Source organism: Sporolactobacillus pectinivorans, from assembly GCF_002802965.1.
GTDB lineage: Bacteria > Bacillota > Bacilli > Bacillales > Sporolactobacillaceae > Sporolactobacillus > Sporolactobacillus pectinivorans.
Map to the genome: position 1 here is coordinate 1847201 of NZ_NXGA01000001.1, position 22431 is coordinate 1869631.

Consider the following 22431-nt stretch of genomic DNA (forward strand, 5'->3'; position numbering starts at 1 on the left):
TTAACAATGGTGTCTATTTTAGTAATCGATGATCATAAGCTGGTGGCTGAAGGAACGAAAAAAATATTGATCGAAGAAGGATTTGAAGCTGAAGTCTTATTTTCAGCGGGTTTCTTGTCCAGTTTTCTTAATCGCCGAACATTTGATGTGTATCTTGTTGATTGGAATCTGCCAGGGACAAATGGAATGACGGTTGCTGAAACGATCATGAAGGCTGACCGGAAGGCTAAAATCGTGATTTATACAGGATATGAAGCGGAAATGCCGGCTGTCCTCGATGAACTGGTTGCCAGAGGTATTAATGCGGTCATCAGCAAGGAAGCAAATGTGGCAACTTTGATCGCATCAATCCGGGTTGTCTTAAGCGGTTACGAGGTGTTTCCTCATTCTGTTTCAAAAAAAGCAGTGGAGAGACGGCAGTTAATCAAAAACACAGAAACGTCTTTTGATGAGCGGGAGCGGGAAATTATGAAAGCAGTGATCGCCGGTAAAACGAACAAGGCGATCGCCATCCAGTTACATATCAGTCAGCGCACAACAGAATACTTACTAAAGAATATTTTTACAAAACTGAATATAAAATCGCGTGAAGAAATAGAACAAACCGTGCATCAGAGAGGTATTATTTTGAAATAATTAACGTACCTGATAAGATGTGATTTAGTTGAAAGAGGGGCCGTGCGCCTCATTAAAAAACCACTTCCTTAGCAAGCAGTATTTCAAATTTTTATTCCCAGGGAGACAACCCCCTGAACCACAGTGCGCCACTCTTCAATACTCTGCTTCAGATATTCAAGGCCTGAAGGAGTAATGCTATAATATTTTCGCGTCGGTCCGGCGGGTGATTTTTCCTGGGTCACAGATGTGAATCCGGTTGCTTTCAGCCGGCGTAGGATAGTGTAGACAGAACCTTCGTACACATCGGGAAAAATTTTTCTTATTGATTTCATCAGTTCATAACCGTATAGCGGTTCGTCTTTCAATTTAAAAAGGATGCACATCTCAAGTATTCCTTTTTTCATCTGAGTATCCATGAGAGATCTCCTTTAACAATTGGAAACAATCGTATCCGCCAACATATCGTGGAGTGCTTTGTGTTCTTTAGTGAACAGGACGGTAAAAACTGAAACCAGCGGAACAATCGGGATCGAGTTGATCAATATTTTCCCCAAAAACTCACGATAGAAGATTGCTCCTTTCGAGGCGCGATCAGTCGTTGAAGACCGGACTTTAATGCGCATCAGTTTTTTACCGAGTGTCTGACCCTTGAGTAACCATGTGCAGAGCAGTGCGTAAAAGAGGTAAAAAACAATTCCGACAATGCCTGTAAAGATAAGCGTGGGTGCAGATTTGTTTTCGCCATGTTCTATTTGTGTTTTGACAACAGGACCCTTTGTATCTGTTACGGTGGCATAACTTTCATCCTGAGAGAAAGAAGCAGATGCTGTGTATACGGACAAGCTCAAAGCAGGAGTGGAGTAAAAAAGGATCATGAAAATAAACGGAAAGACTGCGCTGCCAATAAACAATGAAACGATAAAAGAGGGGATAGAGGCAACGACTGCATCAATTAAATAAGCGCACAGTCTCCTTCCCGGATTTGCAATGTGTTTATTCAGTGTTTTTTCATGTTTGTGATCCTGTTCCTCCAGCAGCGATTGGGCTAAAAAGGCGGGAGATCCCAGTTCCTGCGAGATTTGGTCGTCTGTCTGGCCTTCCTCTCTGCCGAAGGCGAAGAAGCTTTCATAATCCGATAAAATGTCTGCCAATTCCTGTTCGTTCAGTCTTTCTGCGAGATTAGCCTTCAACTCCTGAATAAATTCAGATTGTTTCATTTGTGTCACCCTCATACTATTTATTGAGCAGTAGCTATTGTAATTATGGCATTCTACTGTTCAATAAGCAATAGCTATCTATCCTGCAGCTTTTTACTAGCGTCGCGGATTATTCTGTGTACACCCATCTTAAGGAATTTTTCATAAATTCCGTTTGTTTTTGTTAAGAACTCCCAGCTACAATAAAAGGGTGAAATTCTTCAGGCGGGGAGCGGTATAGAGTGGAAGACTACACAGTGCTCGTGGTTGATGATGACAAGGAGATTCGGGATGTCATCGGGATCTATCTGAAAAACGAAGGTATTCATGTTCTTAAAGCGAAAGACGGGCTGGAAGCCATCGATCAGTTGCATGCCTCGACAGTGCATTTGATTCTGCTTGATATCATGATGCCGCATCTGGACGGGATCCAGACGACATTCAGGATTCGCGAGCAAAAGAATATTCCGATTATCATGATCAGTGCGAAGAGTGAAGATATGGACAAGATTCTCGGACTGCAAGTCGGTGCGGATGACTATGTCACTAAACCTTTTAATCCGCTTGAACTGATCGCACGGGTCAAATCTCAGCTCAGGCGTTATGTGACCCTTGGGAGATATGAGGGCAAGAAGAGAATGATCAATTGTCACGGATTGATTCTGGAAGAGGAAGAAAAAAGAGTATCAGTCAACGGCGATCCGGTCAGACTGACTTCGACTGAATACCGAATCGTCGCCCTACTAATGAGGTATGCCGGCCGGGTTTTTTCGACACATGAAATTTATGAGCGGGTCTGGCATGAGGACGGTTATAATTCAGAAAACACGGTTGCCGTCCATATCCGTAAGATTCGTGAGAAAATCGAATTTGATCCGAAGAATCCGAGATATCTAAAGGTGGTGTGGGGCATTGGCTACAAAATTGAAAAATGAAAAACTGGCAACAATCTGGCTGCTGCTGCTTATATGTGGCCTGACCAATCTAACTATTGCTTGGAATACTTTTTTTTATTATTCGCTTGGTTTACTGGTCCTCTCTGGAATTGCTATGCTTTTATTGGCTCTTTTTCTGAATCGCAAATATCAGATAAGCAAAATAAGTGGATTCGGTTCCGTCGAATCGGTTTATAATTGGTTTCCCATCGATGTTCGTTTGGGCGTGCTTGGATTGTCTGCCATCTACTTTTTCATATGCTCAGGAGGCTATATACAGGGGTTTGATTTTCGAGCCATCTTTCTCAAGTACATCTTCACCGCAAGTGCTATACTTGTTATTCTGCTTCAGGGCCAATGGCTGACCGATGATTTAAATGATCAGCCAAAGCGCCGCAAAAGCTGGCAGGGAAGCCTTGTTGTCAAAATGGGGCATACTCTGCGCGACGCTTTTTCTCAGATTCCTGCCGGATGGCAGGTATTCGGGACTATCGCACTTGTTTTTTTTCTCGGCATGTCAGCACCGGTTCTGTTATTTGTTTTCAATAACTTGCTTGTTCCTTTGTTCTTTCTCTCTGTCATCGGATTGCCGCTACTATTTTGGATTTTTAAACGGGTAGCTGTATTTAACCAGATGTATCTGGATGTGGCTGCTACTGCTGCAGGCTCTGATCAGCCTGACTTGCCTAGGCGGGGAAGCGGGATACTTAATCAATTGGCCGCAAACTTGAATACCTTGAAGCGCAGTGTCAGGGCATCGCGCAGAGAACAGGTAAAAAGCGAACGACTGAAAACAGAGCTGATCACGAATGTCAGTCACGATTTGCGCACGCCGCTAACCTCGATTATTACTTATAGTGGTCTATTGAAAAACCCGGATTTAAAAGAAGATGAAAAAAAAGACTATTTAGGCATTATCGATCGCAAAGCGAAACGTCTGAAACGATTGATTGATGATTTGTTTGAAGTATCGAAAATGGCGAGCGGTGCGATCGATCTGCACAAGGAGAAGGTGGATTTTACCGAATTAATGACTCAGGCTCTGGCCGAATATGATGAACCGATTCAGGAGGGAGCGCTGGAATTCCGTTTAAAGTTTCCGGAAAAGCCTTTATATGCTTTTGTGGACGGTCAGAAAATATGGCGTGTATTTGACAACCTGATCAGCAACATTCTCAAGTACTCACTGGAACACACACGGGTTTATCTGTCACTTGGCGAAGAAAACGGAGAAGTGGTTGCTGTCTTCAAAAATATTACCAAGTACGAACTTGGGGCCAATATTGATGAACTGTTCGAACGCTTTAAACGAGGCGATGCATCGCGGCATACTGAGGGCTCGGGTTTGGGCCTTGCGATTGCCAAATCGATTGTCGATCTGCACGATGGGCTGTTTGAAATCGATCTGGATGGTGACTTGTTTAAAGTGACGATGAAACTGCCTGCCGTGGATTGAAGATAAAATGATTCACAGAAGGGCTCACATTCAGTGGGCTGTTTTCGGATTTTGATCAATGATAAAGAAAAAGTATCTGATCATTCTTGTTGCTGTTCTTGCAGTGGCTGCATGGACATTTCGCGTCTATCAGGTTAATCATGGCGTTGCGAAAGACTATCAGATAAAAACCTATCAAGTAGGGAAGACTGTCCCCTTTGACAGCGCTACATTTAAAGTCACCGGTTTTTCATATGGAAATCTTGTTAAAACTTCCGGTTTCTCATCTGTTCCTCTTTCTGTTGAGATGGAAGTGCACAATACGTCAGATAAAAGTTTATCGATTATCAAATTGATTGAAACCAAACTGGCCTATGGATATGATTATTACCAAACCCGGGAGGGCAATTTTAACATTAATGAACTGCGCCAATTGCCCCCGAAAGCAACGGCAAAACTCACACTGAGATTTGACGTCGATCCAAAATACAAAGGAAAGAGAGCGAAACTTTACATTGATCAATCCTTGTACGGGAGACAGGTGCTGGAGAAATATAAGAATGGGGTAAGATATGGTATCTATGTTCATTTGTGAGTGATTTGAAAAGTTCAATGACTGGCTGAATACCTCGATGAAGCATATTGTTAAGGTATATCGTTAATCTTCGTTTCTAGGTGTGAGAGTAATTAAAGGGGAAAGGAAGAGATTTTTACATATGTTGAAACTGAGTGTGCTAGATCAGTCTCCGATTTCCGCAGGATCAACTCCTGTGGAGGCACTGGAAAACAGCACGAGACTGGCCGTTGAGGCTGAGAAAACGGGCTATCATCGTATCTGGTTCGCGGAACATCATGATTCTCGGGGCTTGGCTAGTGTGTCACCGGAAATAATGATTGCCCATGTGGCGGCGAAAACATCAACGATTCATGTAGGATCGGGGGGCGTTTTGCTGCCGCATTATAGCCCTTATAAAGTAGCGGAAAATTTTAATCTGCTGGAGAATTTATATCCGGGGAGAATTGATCTCGGCATCGGCAGGGCACCGGGCGGCATGCCGGGCGCAACCTGGGCACTGAACGACGGAACCCGCCGTGATCTTAATGATTTTCCAAGAAAAGTTCGTGATATGATCGGATTTCTTACAGACCAACTTCCCGAAGACCATCAGTATAAAACGGTGCGGGCCACACCACTGGCTGAACGACTGCCGGAGATTTATCTTTTGGGCTCATCGGATGGAAGCGCCGGTATCGCTGCCGATATTGGCACGCCGTTTATGTTTGCCCATTTCATCAACCCCCATGGCGGAGCTGAGGTTGTCCGGTCCTATCGGGCGAACTACAGACCGTCCAAATGGTTTCCGGAACCGAAAGCCTCTGTTTGCGTCTTCGCCGTCTGTGCGGAAACGGATGCGGAAGCCGAACGCCAGGCGTCAACACTTCGCTACTGGATGGTGAAAGCGGCACAGGGCAAATCTGTGCTGCTGCCGACTATGGAAGAAGCGGAGCATTTTACTCCATCTGAATGGGAACGTGAACAGATGGAAGAAAATGAAGCAAGGATCATTGTCGGCAATCCGCAAAAAGTGAAACGGGAGCTGGAAAATCTGGTAGCGGTCTACCAGACAGATGAGGTAATGATTATCACTAATATCTCCGATTTTGAAGCGAAGCTGCGCTCATTCAGATTGATTGCAGAAGCTTTTCAAGATGGAGCCTCCCTTTAAAATGGATCAAAGCTGCTCTTTTCTGAGGGGAAAAAATAAAATTAACAACTTTTATTAAAGGATAAACTTTTGTTGCAGTTTCCGCATCGCTTGACGAATCGGCAAGGTCAGTGAGACAATTGAATTCTGGAAAATACAAAGAAGTACTGAAGCGAGCAGCCTATGCCCGCTTTTTTTGGAAGTGGGGAATTATTCATGTCCTATGATGGAATTGTGACTCACGCTGCCGTCCAAAGTCTGCAGGACTTTGCCCATGGAAGGGTGACTAAAATATATCAACCGACGGCAACGGATTTGGTGTTTCATCTTCGATCCCGAAATGCGCGTGGAAAATTGCTGATTTCGATCAATGCCGCTTTTGCGCGCCTGCACCTTACAAATCTGATCGAAGGCAATCCTCAGGCACCGCCGATGTTCTGCATGCTGCTGCGTAAGCATTTGGAAGGCAGTGTCATCGAAGCCATTGAACAGGTCGCTTTTGAACGCATCGTGCATATAGATTTGAAATCACGCAACGACTTCGGTGATCTGACACAAAAACAATTGATTATTGAACTGATGGGCCGCCACAGTAATGTGATTCTTATTGATAAAGAAAGCGGCAGGATTATTGACAGCATGAAACACCTGACGCCGGCTGTAAACCGTTACCGGACTGTCCTGCCCGGTGAAACCTACATCGCGCCTCCCGATCAGGGAAAATTGAATCCTCTGAAGATGACAGCAGACGATCTGATCAGCCATATTGAATGGAATGCCGGCAAAATTGATCGGCAGATTGTCGATGCTGTCAGCGGATTCTCGCCATTAATCGGCCAGGAAATCCTGCAACGTGCCGGCTTGCCGAGTCAGGAAGGGATAGCCCGTGCCTTTTCCGAGGTACAGTCAGCGATTCTGAATGATAATTATCAGCCAAATATTGTCTATGGAAAGAACGGCAAAGATGAATGTCATGTGATTGAACTAACCTGCCTGGCAGGGAAGAAAGAGCAATTTTCCACTGTGCACGAGATGCTTGATCATTTCTATGCTGTAAAGGCGGAAACAGATGCGGTCAAGCAAAAAGCCGGTGATCTCAGCCATTTTGTCGCTCTTGAACTCAAGAAGAATAAAGTAAAATTGAAAAAACTTGCCAAAACGCTGCAAGATGCCGAGAACGCCGATTCATATCGTCTCTGCGGGGAACTTCTGACGGCAAATATGCATCTTTTCAGGCGCGGCGATCTGTCTGTCGACGCAATTAACTATTATGATGAAAATCAGTCCAAACTAAAGATCACATTGAATCCGAATCGTACACCGTCAGAAAACGCCCAGGCTTATTTTAAAAAATACAGCAAGGCAAAGACCGCCAAACGCGTTGTTGCCGAGCAGATCGAACAAACAAAACTGGAAATTTCCTATTTCGACGGATTGATGCAGCAGGTAGAGTCGGCATCATTGAAAGATATCGGCGAGATCAGGGAAGAACTTGAAGAGGGCGGCTACCTGAGAAAGAAAAGGGCGGACCGCAGCAAGAAGAAAAAAAACCATCCGGAAATTGACCAATATTATGCGTCGGACGGTACGGTTATTCTTGTCGGAAAAAACAATAAGCAAAATGATTATCTGACGACTAAAGTAGGCGGACGCGATGAGACGTGGATGCACACCAAGAACATCCCGGGATCCCACGTGGTGATCCGCACTCAAAATCCAAGTGAGGCGGTGCTTGGGGAAGCCGCAACGCTTGCGGCGTTCTTCAGTAAATCGCGGCTTGGAAGCAGAGTACCTGTAGACTATACAAAAATCAGGTATGTCAAAAAGCCAAGCGGGGCGAAACCGGGCTTCGTCATTTATACGGATCAGAAGACCCTTTTCGTGACCCCTGATGAGTCTCTGGTTCTTAGAATGAAGCAAAAGCCGGGCACGGCGGTTCAGCGTTCCTGAACCGGTGCAGAATCAGCAGGCACATATCGTGAAAACGGAACGATTTTGGCAGCTGCACTTGCTTCAGCAGCAAAGAATTGTATAAAATGAGAAAGTGGAAGTGAGTGGTAAGATGTTAAACAGCATGACCGGTTTTGGAACAGCGTCATTAAATCAGGGGGAGACACTGGTCCGCGTTGAGCTGAAATCGGTGAATCACCGTTTTTTCGAACTTTCTCTTAATCTTCCACGTCCCTTGATGTATTTGGAAAATCAGATCAGAAAAACGGTCCATTCTTTTTTTCAGAGGGGTTCCCTTACACTTTATCTGACAGCTGACGGAAGCCCGGATTTAGCCCCAAAGCTTTGCACAAACTGGGGCGTTGTCGATCAATATCTTGATGCAGCCAGAGAGATTCAGAGGCGCAGCAATACTTCAGACTGGGATTTCAGCGCTATTTTAAGCCTTCCGGGTATTTTTACGATTCAGGAAGCAGGCGGAACTCACGCACAAGCGGTGAAACCGCTGGCCCTGAAAGCGGTCGATCAGGCCTGCGCACAACTGTCAGTAATGCGTCGCATTGAAGGCGAGCAGCTCAGGCTCGACCTTCTGGAAAAAAACGAATCTGTCGAGCGGCTGATTGATGAAATCGAGGACTATGCACCTCATGTCAGGAAAACGTATGAACAGCAGCTGCGCCGTCACGTTTCTGACTTTCTGGACGGGCACCAGGCCATTGATGAGGACCGGCTGATGAATGAAATCGCCCTGTTTGCGGATAAATCGGCGATTGATGAAGAATTGACGAGAATGAAGAGCCACCTCAGGCAATTCCGAAATTTTCTTGATGAATCTGCTGAACCCGTTCCGGTCGGGCGTCAGCTGGATTTTCTCATACAGGAAATGAATCGCGAGATGAATACGATCGGTTCCAAGGGAAACAGTGTGGAGGTAAGCCACAAAGTCGTCCTTGCAAAGAGTGAGATTGAAAAACTGCGGGAACAGGTTCAAAATGTTGAATAATGCTATAATAACAGGGAAGTGATCGAACGGTGGTCAGATTGATAAACATCGGTTTCGGCAATATTGCTTCTGCAAATCGAATTGTTTCAATCATCAGTCCGGAGTCTCAGCCGATTAAACGGCTGATCAAGATGGCACGGGATAATAATAAATTAATTGACGCGACTTATGGACGGAGGACCCGTGCTGTTATAGTGATGGACAGTGACCACATCATTCTTTCATCCGTTCAGCCTGAAACAGTGTCACAACGGCTGATTCAGCATGATGACGGGACAGACGAAGCATGAATGGTTGGAGGCAGGCACGATGAGTTTTAAGGAAAAAGGATTGCTGGTCGTTCTTTCCGGCCCGTCCGGTGTCGGAAAGGGTACGGTATGCAAGGCCCTCAGGAGCCGCGGAACCAAACTGCAATATTCCATCTCGGTAACAACCAGGAAACCGAGAGAGGGCGAGATTGACGGCATCCACTATTTTTTCAGGACCCGTGAACAGTTCCGGCAGATGATAAAAGATGAAAAACTGCTTGAATGGGCGGAATATGTGGGCAATTTGTATGGGACACCCATTGATTATGTTCGCCAGACGCTTGATAACGGTCAGGATGTTATCCTGGAAATCGAAGTTCAGGGCGCACTGCAGGTCAAACGGCGTTTTCCAGAGGCATTGTTTATTTTTCTGGCGCCTCCAGATCTTAAAGAGTTGAAGAAGAGAATTATCGGCAGAGGAACAGAGCCGGCAGACCTGATCGAAAGCAGAATGACGGTCGCCCGGTCGGAAATGGAACTGATGGAGAATTACAATTATGTCGTTGAAAATGATCAGGTGGACAATGCCTGTGACCGGATTGAATCCATTGTCCTTGCCGAGCACTGCAGGGTTGACCGCCTGATAGAAAAATACAAAAATATCGAAGGAGCTGATGGAAAATGATGATCTATCCATCAATTGACAATCTTCTTAAAAAAGTTAACTCAACTTATACTTTAGTATCGCTTTCAGCGAAACGTGCCCGCCAGCTGCAGGACGGGTCAGGCCATTTGATGCTCGAACATCCAAGGTCGGTAAAAGCCGTCGGCCAGGCACTTGAAGAAGTCAATGCCGGACTTCTTCATTACAAAAACTGAGGAACAGAATAAAATCTGAAAGAGCAGCAACCTGTGCAAGGTTGTTGTTTTTTACACTTTAGGAAAGTATAGAGCGACAAAATTTCAAGGAAAAAAGTGTAAGCGGCCGAACAGACATCGGATCTTCGACTAAGAACTGCACGTCCTATGCACAACGTCGAAGTCACCGCATCCTGCGGAAGTACGGTCCTGTGGCATGTTCGGCATTTGGCCATCATGGCTGTTACAACTAAGGCTCAGCCTGCGCCAGAGGCTTGGCTTTGCCAGACTTTATCATTTTAATTTTGATATACAGAAGGAAGTGGATGCTATGGCGCTTTCCGGGAAAAATATTGTCCTTGGCGTCACCGGGGGAATTGCCGCATACAAAGCGGCGGAGCTGACAAGCAGACTGGTCAAATCAGGCGCCGAAGTGCACGTTGTCATGACAGGGGCAGCAAAGCAGTTTATCGGTGCGGCAACCTTTCAGGCACTGACGCGCCATCCTGTTTATGAATCGGTATTTGTTGAAGAAAAAGATGGTCAGATTGCCCATATAGACCTTGCAGATTCGGCAGATCTTGTGATTATTGCTCCTGCAACGGCGAATACAATTGGAAAAATGGCCGCCGGTCTGTCGGACGATATGCTGACTGCGGCAGTGCTTGCCGCGCGCTGCCCGGTATGGATTGTACCGGCTATGAACGTCAATATGTACATGCATCCTGCGGTTCAAAAAAATCTCAAAACTCTTGAATCATACGGATACCGCCTGATCGGACCGGATGACGGACGGCTCGCCTGCGGTTGGACCGGGAAGGGGAGAATGACTGAACCGAAAGAGATTTTTAATGCGGTTGATCACTATTTTTCTATAGAAAATAATGTTTTACCTGCTCTGGTGGGGAAAAAGGTACTTGTGACTGCCGGACCGACAAGGGAGGCACTTGACCCGATCCGTTTCTTCAGCAACCTGTCAAGCGGCAAAATGGGGTATGCCATTGCCGAGGCTGCGGAGCGGGCAGGAGCAGACGTGATACTGATCTCCGGCCCTTCGGCGCTTGAGGATCCTTCCGGTGTTTCAGTTATTCGAGTGACTTCCGCTGAGGAAATGCGCCATGAGGTTCTCACTCGTTTCGAAAGTGCGGATGCAGTCGTCAAAGCGGCCGCAGTCGCGGATTACCGCCCTGAAGAAGTAAGCAGGAACAAAATCAAGAAGAATGACGGACCTCTGATGGTCAGGATGATTCGCAATCCGGACATTTTGCTGGAATTAGGTAGGTTGAAAAAAAATCAAATTCTTGTCGGATTCGCTGCTGAGACCGAACAGCTTGAAGAAAATGCTCTGGCTAAACTTGAGAAAAAGCATTTGGATCTGCTGGTTGCCAATCAGGCAGGTGACAGCTTCGCGAAAGATACTAATAAGGTGACTTTTTTCTTTGCGAACGGGCACCGGCAGGTTTATGAAGAAATGGAAAAAAAGCAAGTTGGAGAAAAAATTTGTGCGGCAGTATCCGGATTACTGGAAAAGAGTGAACAGCGATGATCGCCGAGGTTTACGTCGACATCCCGGCAGGTCCGGTAGACCGGCCCTTCGACTACCGGATTCCGGAAGAGTTAAGCAGCTTTATCGCGCCGGGTATGCGTGTGACCGTCCCATTCGGCAGAACAAAGCGCTTGGGTTTTGTGACTGCCCTGAAAGAATCTTCCGCATTGTCAAAGTTGAAAAATATTGATCAAGTGGTTGACCCGATCCCTGTGCTGACTGGAGAATTGCTTGATCTGGGCCGCTGGCTGGCGGATACCACACTTTGCCTGACTGTGTCGGCATACCAGGCGATGCTGCCGGCAGTCATGAAAGCGGACTATGCTAAAACCGTCTCTGTTGAGAATCAGGAACAGCTGGGTGAAAGTTATCCCTCACTGGTTCCTCTTTTTTCATTACGGCAATCCATAGCATGGAAGGATCTTGCTGCACGGCATCCTGAATGTTTGAAGCCGATCAGGCAGGCGATAAGTCAAGGCGTGCTGACCGTACACCAGCAGGTCCACAATCAGGCGAAGGCAAAAAAAGTGATCACTGCGGCTGCAGCAGTTTCAAAAAATGATCTTGTTCAGGCTGCCGCTTCATGCGGCCCTCGTGCCGCGCGTCAGAAAGAAGCGTTGCAATTTTTCATTGAAAACGATACCGGGGCACAATTTCCGGTGACTGATCTGATACGCAATCACCATCTGACCCGTCAGTCTCTCCGGGCGCTTGAAGAAAAAGGGATGCTCAGAATGAACTTTGTGGAGCAGTTCAGAAATCCTTATGGGATTTCTGAAGAAACAAAGACGGGGCCTCTGCCGCTGACGGAGGAACAGAAGGCAGCTCTCCAGCCGATTCTCCATTCCATAGAGAACAGTAAGGACAAGGTCTTTTTGTGCCATGGGGTGACGGGAAGCGGGAAAACCGAGATTTATCTGCAGGCCATCCGCCGCGTGATCGAACTTGGCAAACAGGCGATTGTTCTTGTGCCGGAAATTTCCCTGACACCACAGATGGTGCATCGGTTTAAAGGGCGGTTTGGCGATGAGGTCGCCGTGATGCACAGCGGACTGAGCAAGGGGGAGAAATATGACGAATGGCGGAAAATCCGTGAAGGCAAAGTAAAAGTTGCGGTCGGTGCCCGATCGGCTGTATTCGCGCCTTTTGAGCATCTTGGACTGATCGTCATTGATGAAGAACATGAAACAAGCTATAAGCAGGAGGACAATCCGCGCTACCACGCGCGGGAAGTGGCCATACACCGCGGGCAGCACAATGGATGCCCTGTCGTGCTTGGCAGCGCGACACCTTCGCTGGAATCATACGCTCGCGCGAGAAAAAATGTATATACTTTGCTGACGCTGAAAGAGCGCTTCAACCATCACCCCATGCCGCCGGTGAAAATCATCGATATGCGAGAAGAAATGCGTGGAGGCAACCATTCCATGTTTTCCAAAAAACTCTTTTCCAAAATTACCGATCGGCTGGAAAAGCATGAACAGACGGTACTTTTCCTGAATCGCCGTGGCTATTCGACCTTCGTCATGTGCCGGGCATGCGGGACGGTTATTAAATGTCCGCATTGTGATATATCGTTGACCTATCATCGTGCGAACCATATGCTCAAATGTCATTACTGCGGATTTGAAATGCGCGTTCCTGAGACCTGTCCGACCTGTGGAAGTGATTCGATGCGCTATTTCGGCAGCGGCACACAGAAAGTTGAAGCTGAGCTTAACAGGCTGCTGCCGGAGGCCAGGGTCATTCGAATGGATGTCGATACGACGCGTCAGAAGGGGGGGCATGAAAAACTGCTGCGCCTGTTTGGGGCACACCAGGCGGATATTTTGCTTGGCACCCAGATGATTGCCAAAGGGCTGGATTTTCCGGAGGTGACGCTGGTCGGTGTCCTTGCTGCGGATTCAATGCTCCACCTTCCGGATTTCCGAGCTTCGGAGAAGACATTTCAGCTTCTCACTCAGGTTTCCGGGCGTGCGGGCAGGCATGACCTTCCCGGAGAGGTGATTATTCAAAGCTATACACCTGACCATTATGCGGTCACTGATGCCGCCGCTAACGATTATGGACGTTTTTTTCAACAGGAAATGCAGATCCGTTACCGCCATGGTTATCCCCCATTCTATTACCTTGCACTGATTAATCTGACTCATCCAGAGATCACAGCCGCAGCGGATGCTGCCGGACGGGTTGCATCCATCCTGAAGAACAATCTGTCTTCCTCAGTGCAAGTTCTTGGACCGGTTGTACCATCCATTGCCAGAATCAAAGATAGATATCGTTTCCAGTGCATGGTAAAATACAAAAGAGAACCGTCACTTATCCCGTTGCTGTGGAAAATTACACGGCATTTTCAGGAGACGGGAAAAGACAGTCTTCAGATTTCAATTGATATGAACCCTGTTGCTCTGATGTAACGGGCGGCAAAGAGGATGATTTACTGATGAAAATTGTATTTATGGGAACACCGGATTTTTCAGTTCCGGTTCTGCAACATTTAATCGATGATGATAAATATGAAGTCGTGTGCGTGGTTACCCAGCCGGACCGACCAAAGGGAAGAAAGCATCAATTAACCGCTTCACCGGTAAAAATTCTGGCTGAAAAATTCACGATTCCAGTGCTTCAGCCTGAACGGGTGCGCAATCCTGAAGCTGTTGGTGAGATTCTTGATTTCAAGCCGGATTTGCTTGTCACGGCCGCTTATGGGCAGATATTGCCGCAGTCGCTGCTTAACGGACCACCGCTTGGCTGTATTAATGTCCATGCTTCGCTGCTCCCCGAATACAGAGGGGCGGCGCCGATCCAGCAAGCGGTCATTGACGGAAAAAAAGAATCCGGAGTAACCATTATGTATATGGTCAAAAAGCTTGACGCCGGGGATATTCTTTCGAAAGTGAGCGTTCCGATCACTGATGATGACACGTTTGGATCCCTTCATGACAAGCTGAGCGCAGCAGGAAGCGGCCTTTTGATGGCAACATTGGAAGACCTCGCGGCGGGTGCCGTGACGCCGGTTCGGCAGGATGATCAGCGGGCAACTTTTGCGCCAAGCATCAAGCATGAAGACGAAGCAATCGACTGGAATAAGGCTGCGGAAGATGTACGCAATCTGATCCGTGGCCTGAATCCTTTTCCGGGCGCTTTCACCTATTTGGATGGTACGGTATTTAAAATTTTTTCAGCAACTCTGACCAATCGTAAAAGTTCTGCGCTGCCGGGTACTGTTGTTATTGCTGATGAAAGTGACGGTTTCTTTGTTGCAACCGGATCGGGTCAACTGCTGGAAATTAAAGAATGCCAGCCTGCGGGGAAAAAAAGAATGGGTGTTGCTGATTTTCTTCGCGGCAGAGTGCTTAAATCCGGAACGGTACTGGGGCCGAAGGCATGAATAAAATTTCCACGCGTGAAATGGCACTGGATCTGCTGCTTTCAATTACAAAGGAGCAGTCTTACAGTCAGCTTGCGCTTAACGACGCCCTATCTGAACAAAAATGGCCTGAACGGGATAAAGGTCTCGTGACGACCCTTGTGTATGGTGTTCTGCAGAGAAACTTGACACTGGAATACATCCTTTCAACCTTTACCGCTGGCAAGAAACTTGATGATTGGGTCAGGATTCTGCTTATGATCTCTATCTATCAGAAAATGTATCTTGACCGGATTCCGGACCATGCAATAGTCAATGAAGCGGTTAACATTGCCGGAAAACGCGGACATCGCGGCATTTCCGGTTTCGTCAATGCTGTACTGAGGCGTTTTCTAAGGGAAGGAGTGCCTGATTTTTCCGGCATTCATCCTGAAAGCAGGCGCCTGTCTGTGGTGCACAGCCATCCGGAATGGCTGCTTGCGCTGTGGGAAAGTCAGTGGGACAGAGAAACAGCGCTAAAAATAGCGGACAGTGACAATCAGCCGCCTCAGGTTTTTGTTCGTGTCAATCGAACGAGAATTACGAAAAATGAATTAATTTCCCGACTTGAAAGTGAAGGCATCCAGGTTTCTGAAGGACTGCTGTCACCGGATTGCCTGAGGATAGATAGCGGCCATGCGGCAGGTTCGCGGGCATTTGCTTCAGGCTTGATGACAATCCAGGATGAGAGCTCAATGCTAGTTGCTGATGCGCTTTCTCCCAAAGAAGGTATGGCTGTTCTGGATGCTTGTGCCGGCCCCGGCGGCAAGACCACACACCTGGGTGAGCGCATGCATAATAAAGGAAAAATCATTGCCCTCGATCTCCATGAACATAAAACGAAGCTGATTGACCGGTCAGCAGAACGGCTCGGGCTGTCAAATATTGAAACACGGGCGATGGATGCCCGGACGGCGGGAGAACTTCTCGGAGAAGAATCTTTTGATCGGGTGCTGCTAGATGTTCCCTGCTCGGGTCTTGGCGTCATCCGCAGAAAACCGGAAATCAGATGGGCGAAAACGGCTCGGGACATCAACCGGCTTGTTGCTATACAGAGAGAGATTCTTGATCATGCTTCCCGCCTCGTCAGACGCGGGGGATGGCTTGTCTATAGTACATGCACGATTAATCGTGATGAAAATGAAAGACAGTTATCACGATTCATCGCTTCTCATCCTGATTTCGAATGGGAGCCTGATTTATTTTCCAGATTTCCCAATGTGTTGAAAGAATGCAGAGTTTCCGAGGATGCAGGAATGATTCAGCTGCTGCCGTTCCAATTCGGAACGGATGGCTTTTTTATCGGGTGCCTGAGAAAAAAAAGGTGAGCGTATCTGTAAATGGATCACTAACTATTGCCCTGCATTGGAGTGTGGGAAAATGAAAGCTGTATTTAATACGGATAGAGGTAAAGTAAGAGTACACAATGAGGATAGTGTCCGTGTTTTTTATGGGCAAAATCAGCTGCTAGGGGTGGTGGCTGACGGAATGGGCGGCCATGTGGCCGGTGAAGTGGCCAGCAGGCTGGCCGTTGAGTCCGCGGAAAAAAAATGGAGTGAGCTTTCAGGGCCGCTCACAAAGCATGAAGCTGTAAAATGGCTGAACCAGCTTGTGCGCTCAATGAATGTCCGGGTCTATGACTATGCTGAGTCGCATCTTGAGTGCAGAGGCATGGGGACAACAGTTGCTGCAGCGTTTTGCAGTGCTGACTTTATCGTTGTTTCGACGGTTGGCGACAGCCGGGTATACATATGGCGCGAGGGAAATTCAGCAAGCCAGATTACCGAAGATCATACACTAGTCAACGAACTGGTCAAATCCGGGCAGATTACCAAGGAAGATGCGGAAGTGCATCCCGGAAAGCATGTGTTGATGAGGGCTTTGGGGACGGAACCTGCCATTGCGCTTGACACAGTCACTTTGGATTGGTCGAAAGGCTCCTGCCTTATGATCTGTTCTGACGGACTGACTAACAGGCTCTCTAACGAATGGATTGGCAAGAAACTTGGAGAAAAGGGTTCGCTGCAGGAAAAAGCAGACCAAATGATTAGAGATGCCAATGATGCGGGCGGAGAGGACAACATATCTCTGATTATTATTTCTCACGACAGCGATGGTGATGAATCATGATTGGAAGACGAATCGGGGGAAGATATGAAATTATGTCCCGCCTTGGAGAGGGCGGGATGGCCATTGTTTATAAAGCTAAGGATCTGATACTGGATCGGCTTGTCGCTGTCAAAATACTCAGAACAGAGCTGGCCACCGATGAGGAATTCATCAAGCGATTTCACAGAGAAGCAGAATCTGTTGCCGCCCTGTCCCACCCTAATATCGTAGCAATTTATGACATCGGCGAAGAGGAAGACTGCTACTATATTGTTATGGAATACATTCACGGCATGAGTTTGAAGGAGTTTATCAGGGACTATTCCCCAATCTCGGTCAGTGAATCGGTTCACATTATGAAGCAGGCAACCCTAGCGATCTCTCATGCTCACGCACATGGGATCGTGCATCGTGACATCAAGCCGCACAACATTCTGATTGATGAGAAGGAGCATGTCAAGGTTACAGATTTCGGCATTGCGATGGCGGTCAGCAGTGCGACCATTACCTATACGCATTCGATTCTCGGATCTGCGCACTATCTTTCACCCGAACAGGCGAGGGGCGGAAGAGCTACAGTGAAATCTGATATTTATGCGCTTGGTATTGTGATGTTCGAACTGCTTACAGGGAGACTCCCCTTTCCAGGTACTTCTCCTGTCTCCGTAGCTTTGAAGCATCTCAGCGAACCGATGCCATATCCAACGGATTTCAGGTCGGACATCCCTCAGAGCCTGGAAAATGTAATCATTCGCTCGCTGGCAAAAAATCCTTTGGATCGCTATGAAAATGTCGTTGCGATGTACGACGATCTGAGGACTGCGCTTAACCCTGAGCGAGCCAACGAAAAAAGGCTTTTTCTAAATAGTGAGAGCGAAAGCACGGATGATGATGAGAGAACAATAAAAATGGCTCCAGTCGGAATGGAGGATCGCATGCTCCATGAACAGCTTCCTCCGGACTTAAATAAGAACAAGAAGGGCAAAAAGAAATCAAAAGCAAAAAAATGGCTTACCTTTTCCGGCATACTCCTTCTTCTTATAGCTGCGGGGCTGTTCATTGGGCTCGTTCTGCTCCCAAAAATATTGTACGTCAATAATGTTCAGGTTCCGAATGTATCGGGGAAAACAATTGCGCAGGCCCGGCAGTTGATTGAGAGTAAAAATCTGAACGTTATCCAAAAAAATCAGTCAGGCAGCAGTGTTAAGAAGGGAACTATCATCAGCCAGTATCCGGCAGCGAAAACGGAGGTAAAAGAGGGTACATCCGTTACGTTGTTTGTCAGCACGGGGCCAAAAAAAGTAAAAGTGGATAGCAGCGGCAATTCGGATTCCGGGCAAAATCTAATACAAGTAGACAACTATGTCGGTTATGATCACAATGACGTAGAAAAATCGTTACATAATTCTGGCTATAAAAGTGTTGTCTGGTATACTCAGCAGTCCTCAACTGTGCCGGCCGGAGAAATCATGAGCCAGACTCCTGCTGCAGGCAATCAGGTGGTGCCAGGGGATACTATTCTGGAACTGACCTACAGCACGGGTAACCCGCAGGTGATTGTTCCGGATCTGAGAGGGAAAACAACAAGCGAGGCAAATCAGCTCCTCAAAGATCAGGGACTTTCTGCAGATTTTTCCGTCGGGGACTACTCAGATACGGTCAAAAAAGGGGATGTTCTGGGTCAGAATCCGCCTTCCGGGAGCTCTATCGTCAAAGGCTCAACCGTTATTGTTTTACTGTCAAAGGGCAGCCAGGCCGCACCAAAAGAAGTAGACAAGCCCATTAAAGTCGTCTATGTTGGGAATGGAAACGGCAATGGCGGTGGTCTCCCTGCTCACGTACAAATTTACTATACTGACGCCAACCATAACAATGTATCGTTTGCTAATGAAGAAATCACTCAAACAAAGACTTACACGATTCCATTTACGATCAATCCAGGGCAACAGGGATCGTATCAAATTGTTATCGACGGTGTTCAGAAACAAACAGGAACAGTTGATTATCCGAAATAAATAGCGGGTTAGGAGTTGCAGTATGTCCGAAGGAACGATCATTAAAGCACTCAGCGGTTATTATTATGTCAAGGACGGAGACAGGCAGATTCAGTGCCGTGCGAGGGGGATCTTTCGCAAGCGGAAAGAAACTCCGCTTGTGGGTGACCATGTCGAATATGAGGCGGAGAACCTGAAGGACGGCTATATTATGTCTATCGGTCCGCGACGGAACGAACTCAATCGCCCCCCCATTGCTAATGTGGATCAAGCCTTTCTGGTTTTTTCAGTAAGAGAACCGGCTTTTGACAGCCAATTGCTGGACCGCTTTCTCGTTCATATGGAGTCACATAGTATCCGGCCGGTTATTTGCCTGACAAAATGGGATCTCCTGGACCTTTCCGAACAAGACTTCATGCGTCGAAGGATGGGTGATTATGAAAAAATCGGCTATTCTGTTGTCTGTACATCAAGCTTGCGGCATCTTGGATTTGAAGACGTGCAGAAGCGAATGGCGGGTAGAATTACTGTGATTACAGGACAGTCAGGTGTCGGAAAATCTTCACTTCTGAATGGCATGAATCATGATCTTAAAATCGATACTCAGGCGATTTCCCAGGCACTAGGACGGGGAAAACATACAACGAGACATGTGGAACTGCTTCCCGTCGGATCTGGCGGCTATGTTGCAGATACCCCGGGCTTCAGTTCGCTTGACTTCTCCGACATCGAGACGGAAGATCTGGAAGGCTGTTTCCCGGAATTTGCACAATTCCGAGATTCATGCAGATTCAGAGGCTGTACGCATATAGCTGAGCCGGACTGTGCGGTAAAAGAAGCGGTAGCAAACAGTGGACTTAACAAGGAACGTTATTCGCATTATTGTTTTTTCTTTCAGGAAATCAGCAGCAGGAAAAAGCAATACTAATTCATTCAAAGACAATTTCCCTCTTGCTCAGGGCCTGATAAATACGCTCAGAAGGGAGGCGTTTGGCGTGAAAATGGCAATCGTGGCCGGCGGTCCTGAAACATTGATTCCTAATCTCAACGCGCACGCCTATCATGACTGCAGCTGGATCGGAGCTGACCGCGGAACTTTTATACTTTTGAAAACCGGAATCAAGCCGGTTTGCGCTTTCGGTGATTTTGATTCTCTCAAAGGAAATGAAAAATCCACAGTTTTTGAGAGTGGTATCCGGCTGCAAGTTTTTCCACCAGAAAAAGATAAAACAGATCTTGAGCTGGCGCTTGACTGGGCATTGAGCAAGGGCCCGGAAGAACTCCTGATTTTTGGGGTTACGGGAGGGAGACTCGATCACGGGCTTGCGGCCGTTCAACTATTATTGAAAGCCGTACGCAAAAATGTTAGATGTACGATTATTGATCTCAAGAATTGGATCACCCTGCTAAGGCCCGGAACATATCATGTAAAGAGGGATCCGGATTATCCATATCTTTCTTTTTTGGCGCTATCTGAAAAAGTGCGGGGCATCACTCTGAAGGGTGTAAAATACCCGCTGAGCGACGCTGATTTGCCGATTGGCTCAAGCCTCTGTATCAGCAATGAGGCGGTTCGCGATGTTTTTACAGTTTCCCTATCATCCGGATTTTTACTAATGATGCGCTGCAGTGACTGAGTCCGGGATTCCTCAGGTCATAGTTTCAATGCACGTCACATATAATCTAGAAGCATACGATTAAAGCTGACGGTACATGAAACAAGGAGGAGCATGGCAATGAAATTCTATACGATTAAGCTGCCGAGATTCTTGGGCAGTATAGTGAGAGCCCTCCTCGGTTTTCGGAAGGGATAAGACGCTCGCAGAATCAAAAAAGGCACCCTGCTCGGCAGGAGGCCTTTTTTGATTGTCAGATTATTCAATAGTCAATGCCTGAAAAGCATTAAGCACGTTCTACTTTGCCGGCTTTTAAAGCCTTTGTTGAAACATAAACTCTTTTCGGCTTTCCATCAACAAGAATGCGCACTTTCTGGAGATTTGCTTTGAAAGTCCGTTTCGATTTATTTTCAGCAAATGAACGATTCTGGCCGAACTTTGTTGTTTTGCCTGTCACGAAGCAGTGACGTCCCATTTTAAAATACCCCCTGCCCTGTACATTAATAAAGCAATATTTTAATATTAACACGCCGGGGGCGGGCTTGCAACAGTAAAGGGAGGAGAAACGAATAAGACATCGCCGGTTTGCCTTTCCAAATAGTGTCTGCTAGTGTAAAATAACGTTAACAGAGACATGAACGGATATGTTTTTCTCTGCACCTATTGCTTAATTTTGCGTAAGCGCCCGAATGGGGAATGCTGTTCTTTCAAGGAGGAAAAATGTTATGTCAATATCCATCACCAATGCTTACGGACAAGTCGACATTTCTACGGATGTTATCGCCAAGATCGTCGGCGGCGCTGCACTTGATTGCTACGGAATCGTTGGAATGGCTTCAAAAAATCAACTGAAGGATGGCTTTGCCGAATTACTAAAAAAAGAAAATTTCAGCCGCGGTGTCATTGTCTATTTTGATGATGATCAGAACCTGCTGATTGATATGTATATCATTGTAAGTTACGGAACCCGCATCTCTGAAGTAGCTGTCAACGTACAGAATAAAGTGAAGGAAACGCTGAACGACACGCTGGGCGTTGACGCTGCCGGAATTAATATATTTGTTCAGGGTGTCAGGCTGACTACTGAGGATGGGTTTTCTGAAGATGAAGCAATCAGTGATTGACGGGAGATGGATCTGCAATGAAATATCGCAGCGTTTTTGATATTATCGGACCTGTCATGATTGGACCTTCCAGTTCACACACGGCCGGTGCCGTCCGGATCGGTCGTATGGCGCGCAGGCTCTTTGGCTCAGAACCGGAGCGTGCGGAAATCACACTCTATGGATCGTTTGCAGAAACATATAAGGGGCACGGAACAGATGTGGCTCTGGTGGCGGGTCTGCTTGATTTTGAGACGGATGATCCCAATCTTCCGCAGGCCATTTCTATTGCTACTGATAGGGGGATGAACGTTTCATTTAATGCAGACCGAAAACGTCAGGTCGAACATCCGAATACTGCACGTTTGCAGCTTGAGGGTGGAGGGAATGCGTTGGAGCTGGTTGGTGTATCGATCGGGGGAGGCAAGATTGAAATTACTGAAGTCGATGGTTTTTCGATTTCACTGACCGGAAGCAACCCGGCCCTCCTTGTACTGCACCGCGACAAATATGGTGCAGTGGCTGAAGTTGCGGGATTGATAGCCAAATATGAAATGAATATTTCCTACATGGAAGTGTCTCGGCACGAGAAGGGACATCTGGCTATGATGGTTATTCAGACTGATGAAGAAATCAGCGACGGCTTGGCGGCGGAGATTTCAGGCCTGCCGAATATGCTGAATGTGGCTGTATTATCCTGAATCC

At 46.9% G+C, this 22431-nt stretch carries 24 protein-coding genes; 21 read left to right on the forward strand and 3 right to left on the reverse strand.

Features of this window, described 5'->3' with window-relative positions; translation table 11 throughout:
- The first annotated feature begins 6 nt into the window (after positions 1-6).
- Entirely contained in the window at positions 7-636 is a 630-nt protein-coding gene (locus COP04_RS08805) for a response regulator transcription factor (RefSeq protein WP_100487629.1), read from the forward strand.
- Between the two features lie 83 nt (positions 637-719).
- Here COP04_RS08805 and COP04_RS08810 read toward each other — a convergent pair whose 3' ends face one another.
- Positions 720-1034: a PadR family transcriptional regulator gene (locus tag COP04_RS08810; protein ID WP_100487630.1), complete on the reverse strand. Its 315-nt coding sequence runs from the start codon at positions 1032-1034 to the stop codon at positions 720-722.
- 12 nt (positions 1035-1046) lie between these two features.
- The gene (locus COP04_RS08815) at positions 1047-1835 is read right to left on the reverse strand and encodes an RDD family protein (RefSeq protein ID WP_157800238.1); all 789 of its coding nucleotides are present in this window, start codon (positions 1833-1835) and stop codon (positions 1047-1049) included.
- Between the two features lie 221 nt (positions 1836-2056).
- On the opposite strand from COP04_RS08815, the gene COP04_RS08820 reads away from it, so the two are divergent.
- The 18 genes from COP04_RS08820 to spoVM all read left to right on the forward strand — a co-directional run bounded on the left by COP04_RS08820 (position 2057) and on the right by spoVM (position 20821).
- Entirely contained in the window at positions 2057-2749 is a 693-nt protein-coding gene (locus COP04_RS08820; RefSeq protein ID WP_100487632.1) for a response regulator transcription factor, read from the forward strand.
- Positions 2727-4205 carry a sensor histidine kinase gene (locus COP04_RS08825; protein WP_239984812.1) on the forward strand — a complete coding sequence of 493 codons (1479 nt, stop codon included), beginning with the start codon at positions 2727-2729 and terminating at the stop codon, positions 4203-4205. The genes COP04_RS08820 and COP04_RS08825 overlap by 23 nt, the downstream gene beginning before the upstream one ends.
- A gap of 58 nt (positions 4206-4263) precedes the next feature.
- The gene (locus tag COP04_RS08830; protein WP_100487633.1) at positions 4264-4779 is read left to right on the forward strand and encodes a hypothetical protein; all 516 of its coding nucleotides are present in this window, start codon (positions 4264-4266) and stop codon (positions 4777-4779) included.
- Between the two features lie 121 nt (positions 4780-4900).
- Positions 4901-5911, forward strand: coding sequence for an LLM class flavin-dependent oxidoreductase (locus COP04_RS08835; RefSeq protein ID WP_100487634.1), 1011 nt, complete (start codon positions 4901-4903; stop codon positions 5909-5911).
- A 195-nt stretch (positions 5912-6106) separates the two neighbouring features.
- Entirely contained in the window at positions 6107-7840 is a 1734-nt protein-coding gene (locus COP04_RS08840) for an Rqc2 family fibronectin-binding protein (protein WP_100487635.1), read from the forward strand.
- 100 nt (positions 7841-7940) lie between these two features.
- Positions 7941-8843, forward strand: a complete 903-nt coding sequence (locus COP04_RS08845) for a YicC/YloC family endoribonuclease (protein WP_239984813.1) — start codon at positions 7941-7943, stop codon at positions 8841-8843.
- Positions 8844-8872: 29 nt separating this feature from the next.
- The gene (gene remA / locus COP04_RS08850; RefSeq protein WP_100487637.1) at positions 8873-9133 is read left to right on the forward strand and encodes an extracellular matrix/biofilm regulator RemA; all 261 of its coding nucleotides are present in this window, start codon (positions 8873-8875) and stop codon (positions 9131-9133) included.
- Between the two features lie 19 nt (positions 9134-9152).
- Entirely contained in the window at positions 9153-9776 is a 624-nt protein-coding gene (gmk, locus tag COP04_RS08855) for a guanylate kinase (RefSeq protein ID WP_100487638.1), read from the forward strand.
- Complete coding sequence (gene rpoZ / locus COP04_RS08860) at positions 9776-9970, forward strand: DNA-directed RNA polymerase subunit omega (RefSeq protein ID WP_100489612.1); 195 nt, start codon at positions 9776-9778, stop codon at positions 9968-9970. The genes gmk and rpoZ overlap by 1 nt, the downstream gene beginning before the upstream one ends.
- Before the next feature lie 310 nt (positions 9971-10280).
- A complete protein-coding gene (gene coaBC / locus COP04_RS08865; RefSeq protein ID WP_100489613.1) occupies positions 10281-11495 on the forward strand; it encodes a bifunctional phosphopantothenoylcysteine decarboxylase/phosphopantothenate--cysteine ligase CoaBC in 1215 nt (404 codons plus the stop codon).
- Positions 11492-13912 (forward strand): primosomal protein N', encoded by a 2421-nt coding sequence (priA, locus tag COP04_RS08870; protein ID WP_100487639.1) that lies wholly within the window; start codon positions 11492-11494, stop codon positions 13910-13912. The genes coaBC and priA overlap by 4 nt, the downstream gene beginning before the upstream one ends.
- A gap of 23 nt (positions 13913-13935) precedes the next feature.
- Positions 13936-14886, forward strand: coding sequence for a methionyl-tRNA formyltransferase (fmt, locus tag COP04_RS08875; RefSeq protein WP_193437458.1), 951 nt, complete (start codon positions 13936-13938; stop codon positions 14884-14886).
- Positions 14883-16232 (forward strand): 16S rRNA (cytosine(967)-C(5))-methyltransferase RsmB, encoded by a 1350-nt coding sequence (rsmB, locus tag COP04_RS08880; RefSeq protein ID WP_100487641.1) that lies wholly within the window; start codon positions 14883-14885, stop codon positions 16230-16232. The genes fmt and rsmB overlap by 4 nt, the downstream gene beginning before the upstream one ends.
- Positions 16233-16284: 52 nt before the next feature.
- On the forward strand, positions 16285-17034 hold the full coding sequence (locus COP04_RS08885) for a Stp1/IreP family PP2C-type Ser/Thr phosphatase (protein WP_100487642.1): 750 nt from the start codon (positions 16285-16287) through the stop codon (positions 17032-17034).
- Complete coding sequence (gene pknB / locus COP04_RS08890; RefSeq protein ID WP_100487643.1) at positions 17031-19028, forward strand: Stk1 family PASTA domain-containing Ser/Thr kinase; 1998 nt, start codon at positions 17031-17033, stop codon at positions 19026-19028. The genes COP04_RS08885 and pknB overlap by 4 nt, the downstream gene beginning before the upstream one ends.
- A gap of 22 nt (positions 19029-19050) precedes the next feature.
- Positions 19051-19935, forward strand: coding sequence for a ribosome small subunit-dependent GTPase A (gene rsgA / locus COP04_RS08895; protein ID WP_100487644.1), 885 nt, complete (start codon positions 19051-19053; stop codon positions 19933-19935).
- A gap of 73 nt (positions 19936-20008) precedes the next feature.
- The gene (locus COP04_RS08900; RefSeq protein WP_239984968.1) at positions 20009-20644 is read left to right on the forward strand and encodes a thiamine diphosphokinase; all 636 of its coding nucleotides are present in this window, start codon (positions 20009-20011) and stop codon (positions 20642-20644) included.
- Between the two features lie 99 nt (positions 20645-20743).
- Complete coding sequence (gene spoVM / locus COP04_RS08905; protein ID WP_100489614.1) at positions 20744-20821, forward strand: stage V sporulation protein SpoVM; 78 nt, start codon at positions 20744-20746, stop codon at positions 20819-20821.
- Between the two features lie 88 nt (positions 20822-20909).
- Here spoVM and rpmB read toward each other — a convergent pair whose 3' ends face one another.
- Positions 20910-21098 carry a 50S ribosomal protein L28 gene (gene rpmB, locus COP04_RS08910; protein ID WP_100487646.1) on the reverse strand — a complete coding sequence of 63 codons (189 nt, stop codon included), beginning with the start codon at positions 21096-21098 and terminating at the stop codon, positions 20910-20912.
- A 250-nt stretch (positions 21099-21348) separates the two neighbouring features.
- On the opposite strand from rpmB, the gene COP04_RS08915 reads away from it, so the two are divergent.
- Together COP04_RS08915 and sdaAB are read left to right on the forward strand one after the other, a co-directional pair.
- Positions 21349-21747: an Asp23/Gls24 family envelope stress response protein gene (locus COP04_RS08915; RefSeq protein WP_100487647.1), complete on the forward strand. Its 399-nt coding sequence runs from the start codon at positions 21349-21351 to the stop codon at positions 21745-21747.
- A 17-nt stretch (positions 21748-21764) separates the two neighbouring features.
- Positions 21765-22427 (forward strand): L-serine ammonia-lyase, iron-sulfur-dependent subunit beta, encoded by a 663-nt coding sequence (sdaAB, locus tag COP04_RS08920; protein WP_100487648.1) that lies wholly within the window; start codon positions 21765-21767, stop codon positions 22425-22427.
- Positions 22428-22431 lie beyond the last annotated feature (4 nt).

Excerpts from the sequence above, each read along its gene's own strand:
- COP04_RS08885 (WP_100487642.1), top strand. The coding sequence starts at position 16,285 with ATGAAAGCTGTATTTAATACGGATAGAGGTAAAGTAAGAGTACACAAT.
- COP04_RS08830 (WP_100487633.1), top strand. The coding sequence starts at position 4,264 with ATGATAAAGAAAAAGTATCTGATCATTCTTGTTGCTGTTCTTGCAGTG.
- pknB (WP_100487643.1), top strand. The coding sequence starts at position 17,031 with ATGATTGGAAGACGAATCGGGGGAAGATATGAAATTATGTCCCGCCTT.
- COP04_RS08915 (WP_100487647.1), top strand. The coding sequence starts at position 21,349 with ATGTCAATATCCATCACCAATGCTTACGGACAAGTCGACATTTCTACG.
- rpmB (WP_100487646.1), bottom strand. The coding sequence starts at position 21,098 with ATGGGACGTCACTGCTTCGTGACAGGCAAAACAACAAAGTTCGGCCAG.
- COP04_RS08900 (WP_239984968.1), top strand. The coding sequence starts at position 20,009 with ATGGCAATCGTGGCCGGCGGTCCTGAAACATTGATTCCTAATCTCAAC.
- COP04_RS08810 (WP_100487630.1), bottom strand. The coding sequence starts at position 1,034 with ATGGATACTCAGATGAAAAAAGGAATACTTGAGATGTGCATCCTTTTT.
- COP04_RS08840 (WP_100487635.1), top strand. The coding sequence starts at position 6,107 with ATGTCCTATGATGGAATTGTGACTCACGCTGCCGTCCAAAGTCTGCAG.
- COP04_RS08815 (WP_157800238.1), bottom strand. The coding sequence starts at position 1,835 with ATGAAACAATCTGAATTTATTCAGGAGTTGAAGGCTAATCTCGCAGAA.
- rsgA (WP_100487644.1), top strand. The coding sequence starts at position 19,051 with ATGTCCGAAGGAACGATCATTAAAGCACTCAGCGGTTATTATTATGTC.
- COP04_RS08835 (WP_100487634.1), top strand. The coding sequence starts at position 4,901 with ATGTTGAAACTGAGTGTGCTAGATCAGTCTCCGATTTCCGCAGGATCA.
- COP04_RS08805 (WP_100487629.1), top strand. The coding sequence starts at position 7 with ATGGTGTCTATTTTAGTAATCGATGATCATAAGCTGGTGGCTGAAGGA.
- sdaAB (WP_100487648.1), top strand. The coding sequence starts at position 21,765 with ATGAAATATCGCAGCGTTTTTGATATTATCGGACCTGTCATGATTGGA.
- rpoZ (WP_100489612.1), top strand. The coding sequence starts at position 9,776 with ATGATCTATCCATCAATTGACAATCTTCTTAAAAAAGTTAACTCAACT.
- rsmB (WP_100487641.1), top strand. The coding sequence starts at position 14,883 with ATGAATAAAATTTCCACGCGTGAAATGGCACTGGATCTGCTGCTTTCA.
- coaBC (WP_100489613.1), top strand. The coding sequence starts at position 10,281 with ATGGCGCTTTCCGGGAAAAATATTGTCCTTGGCGTCACCGGGGGAATT.
- spoVM (WP_100489614.1), top strand. The coding sequence starts at position 20,744 with ATGAAATTCTATACGATTAAGCTGCCGAGATTCTTGGGCAGTATAGTG.
- gmk (WP_100487638.1), top strand. The coding sequence starts at position 9,153 with ATGAGTTTTAAGGAAAAAGGATTGCTGGTCGTTCTTTCCGGCCCGTCC.
- priA (WP_100487639.1), top strand. The coding sequence starts at position 11,492 with ATGATCGCCGAGGTTTACGTCGACATCCCGGCAGGTCCGGTAGACCGG.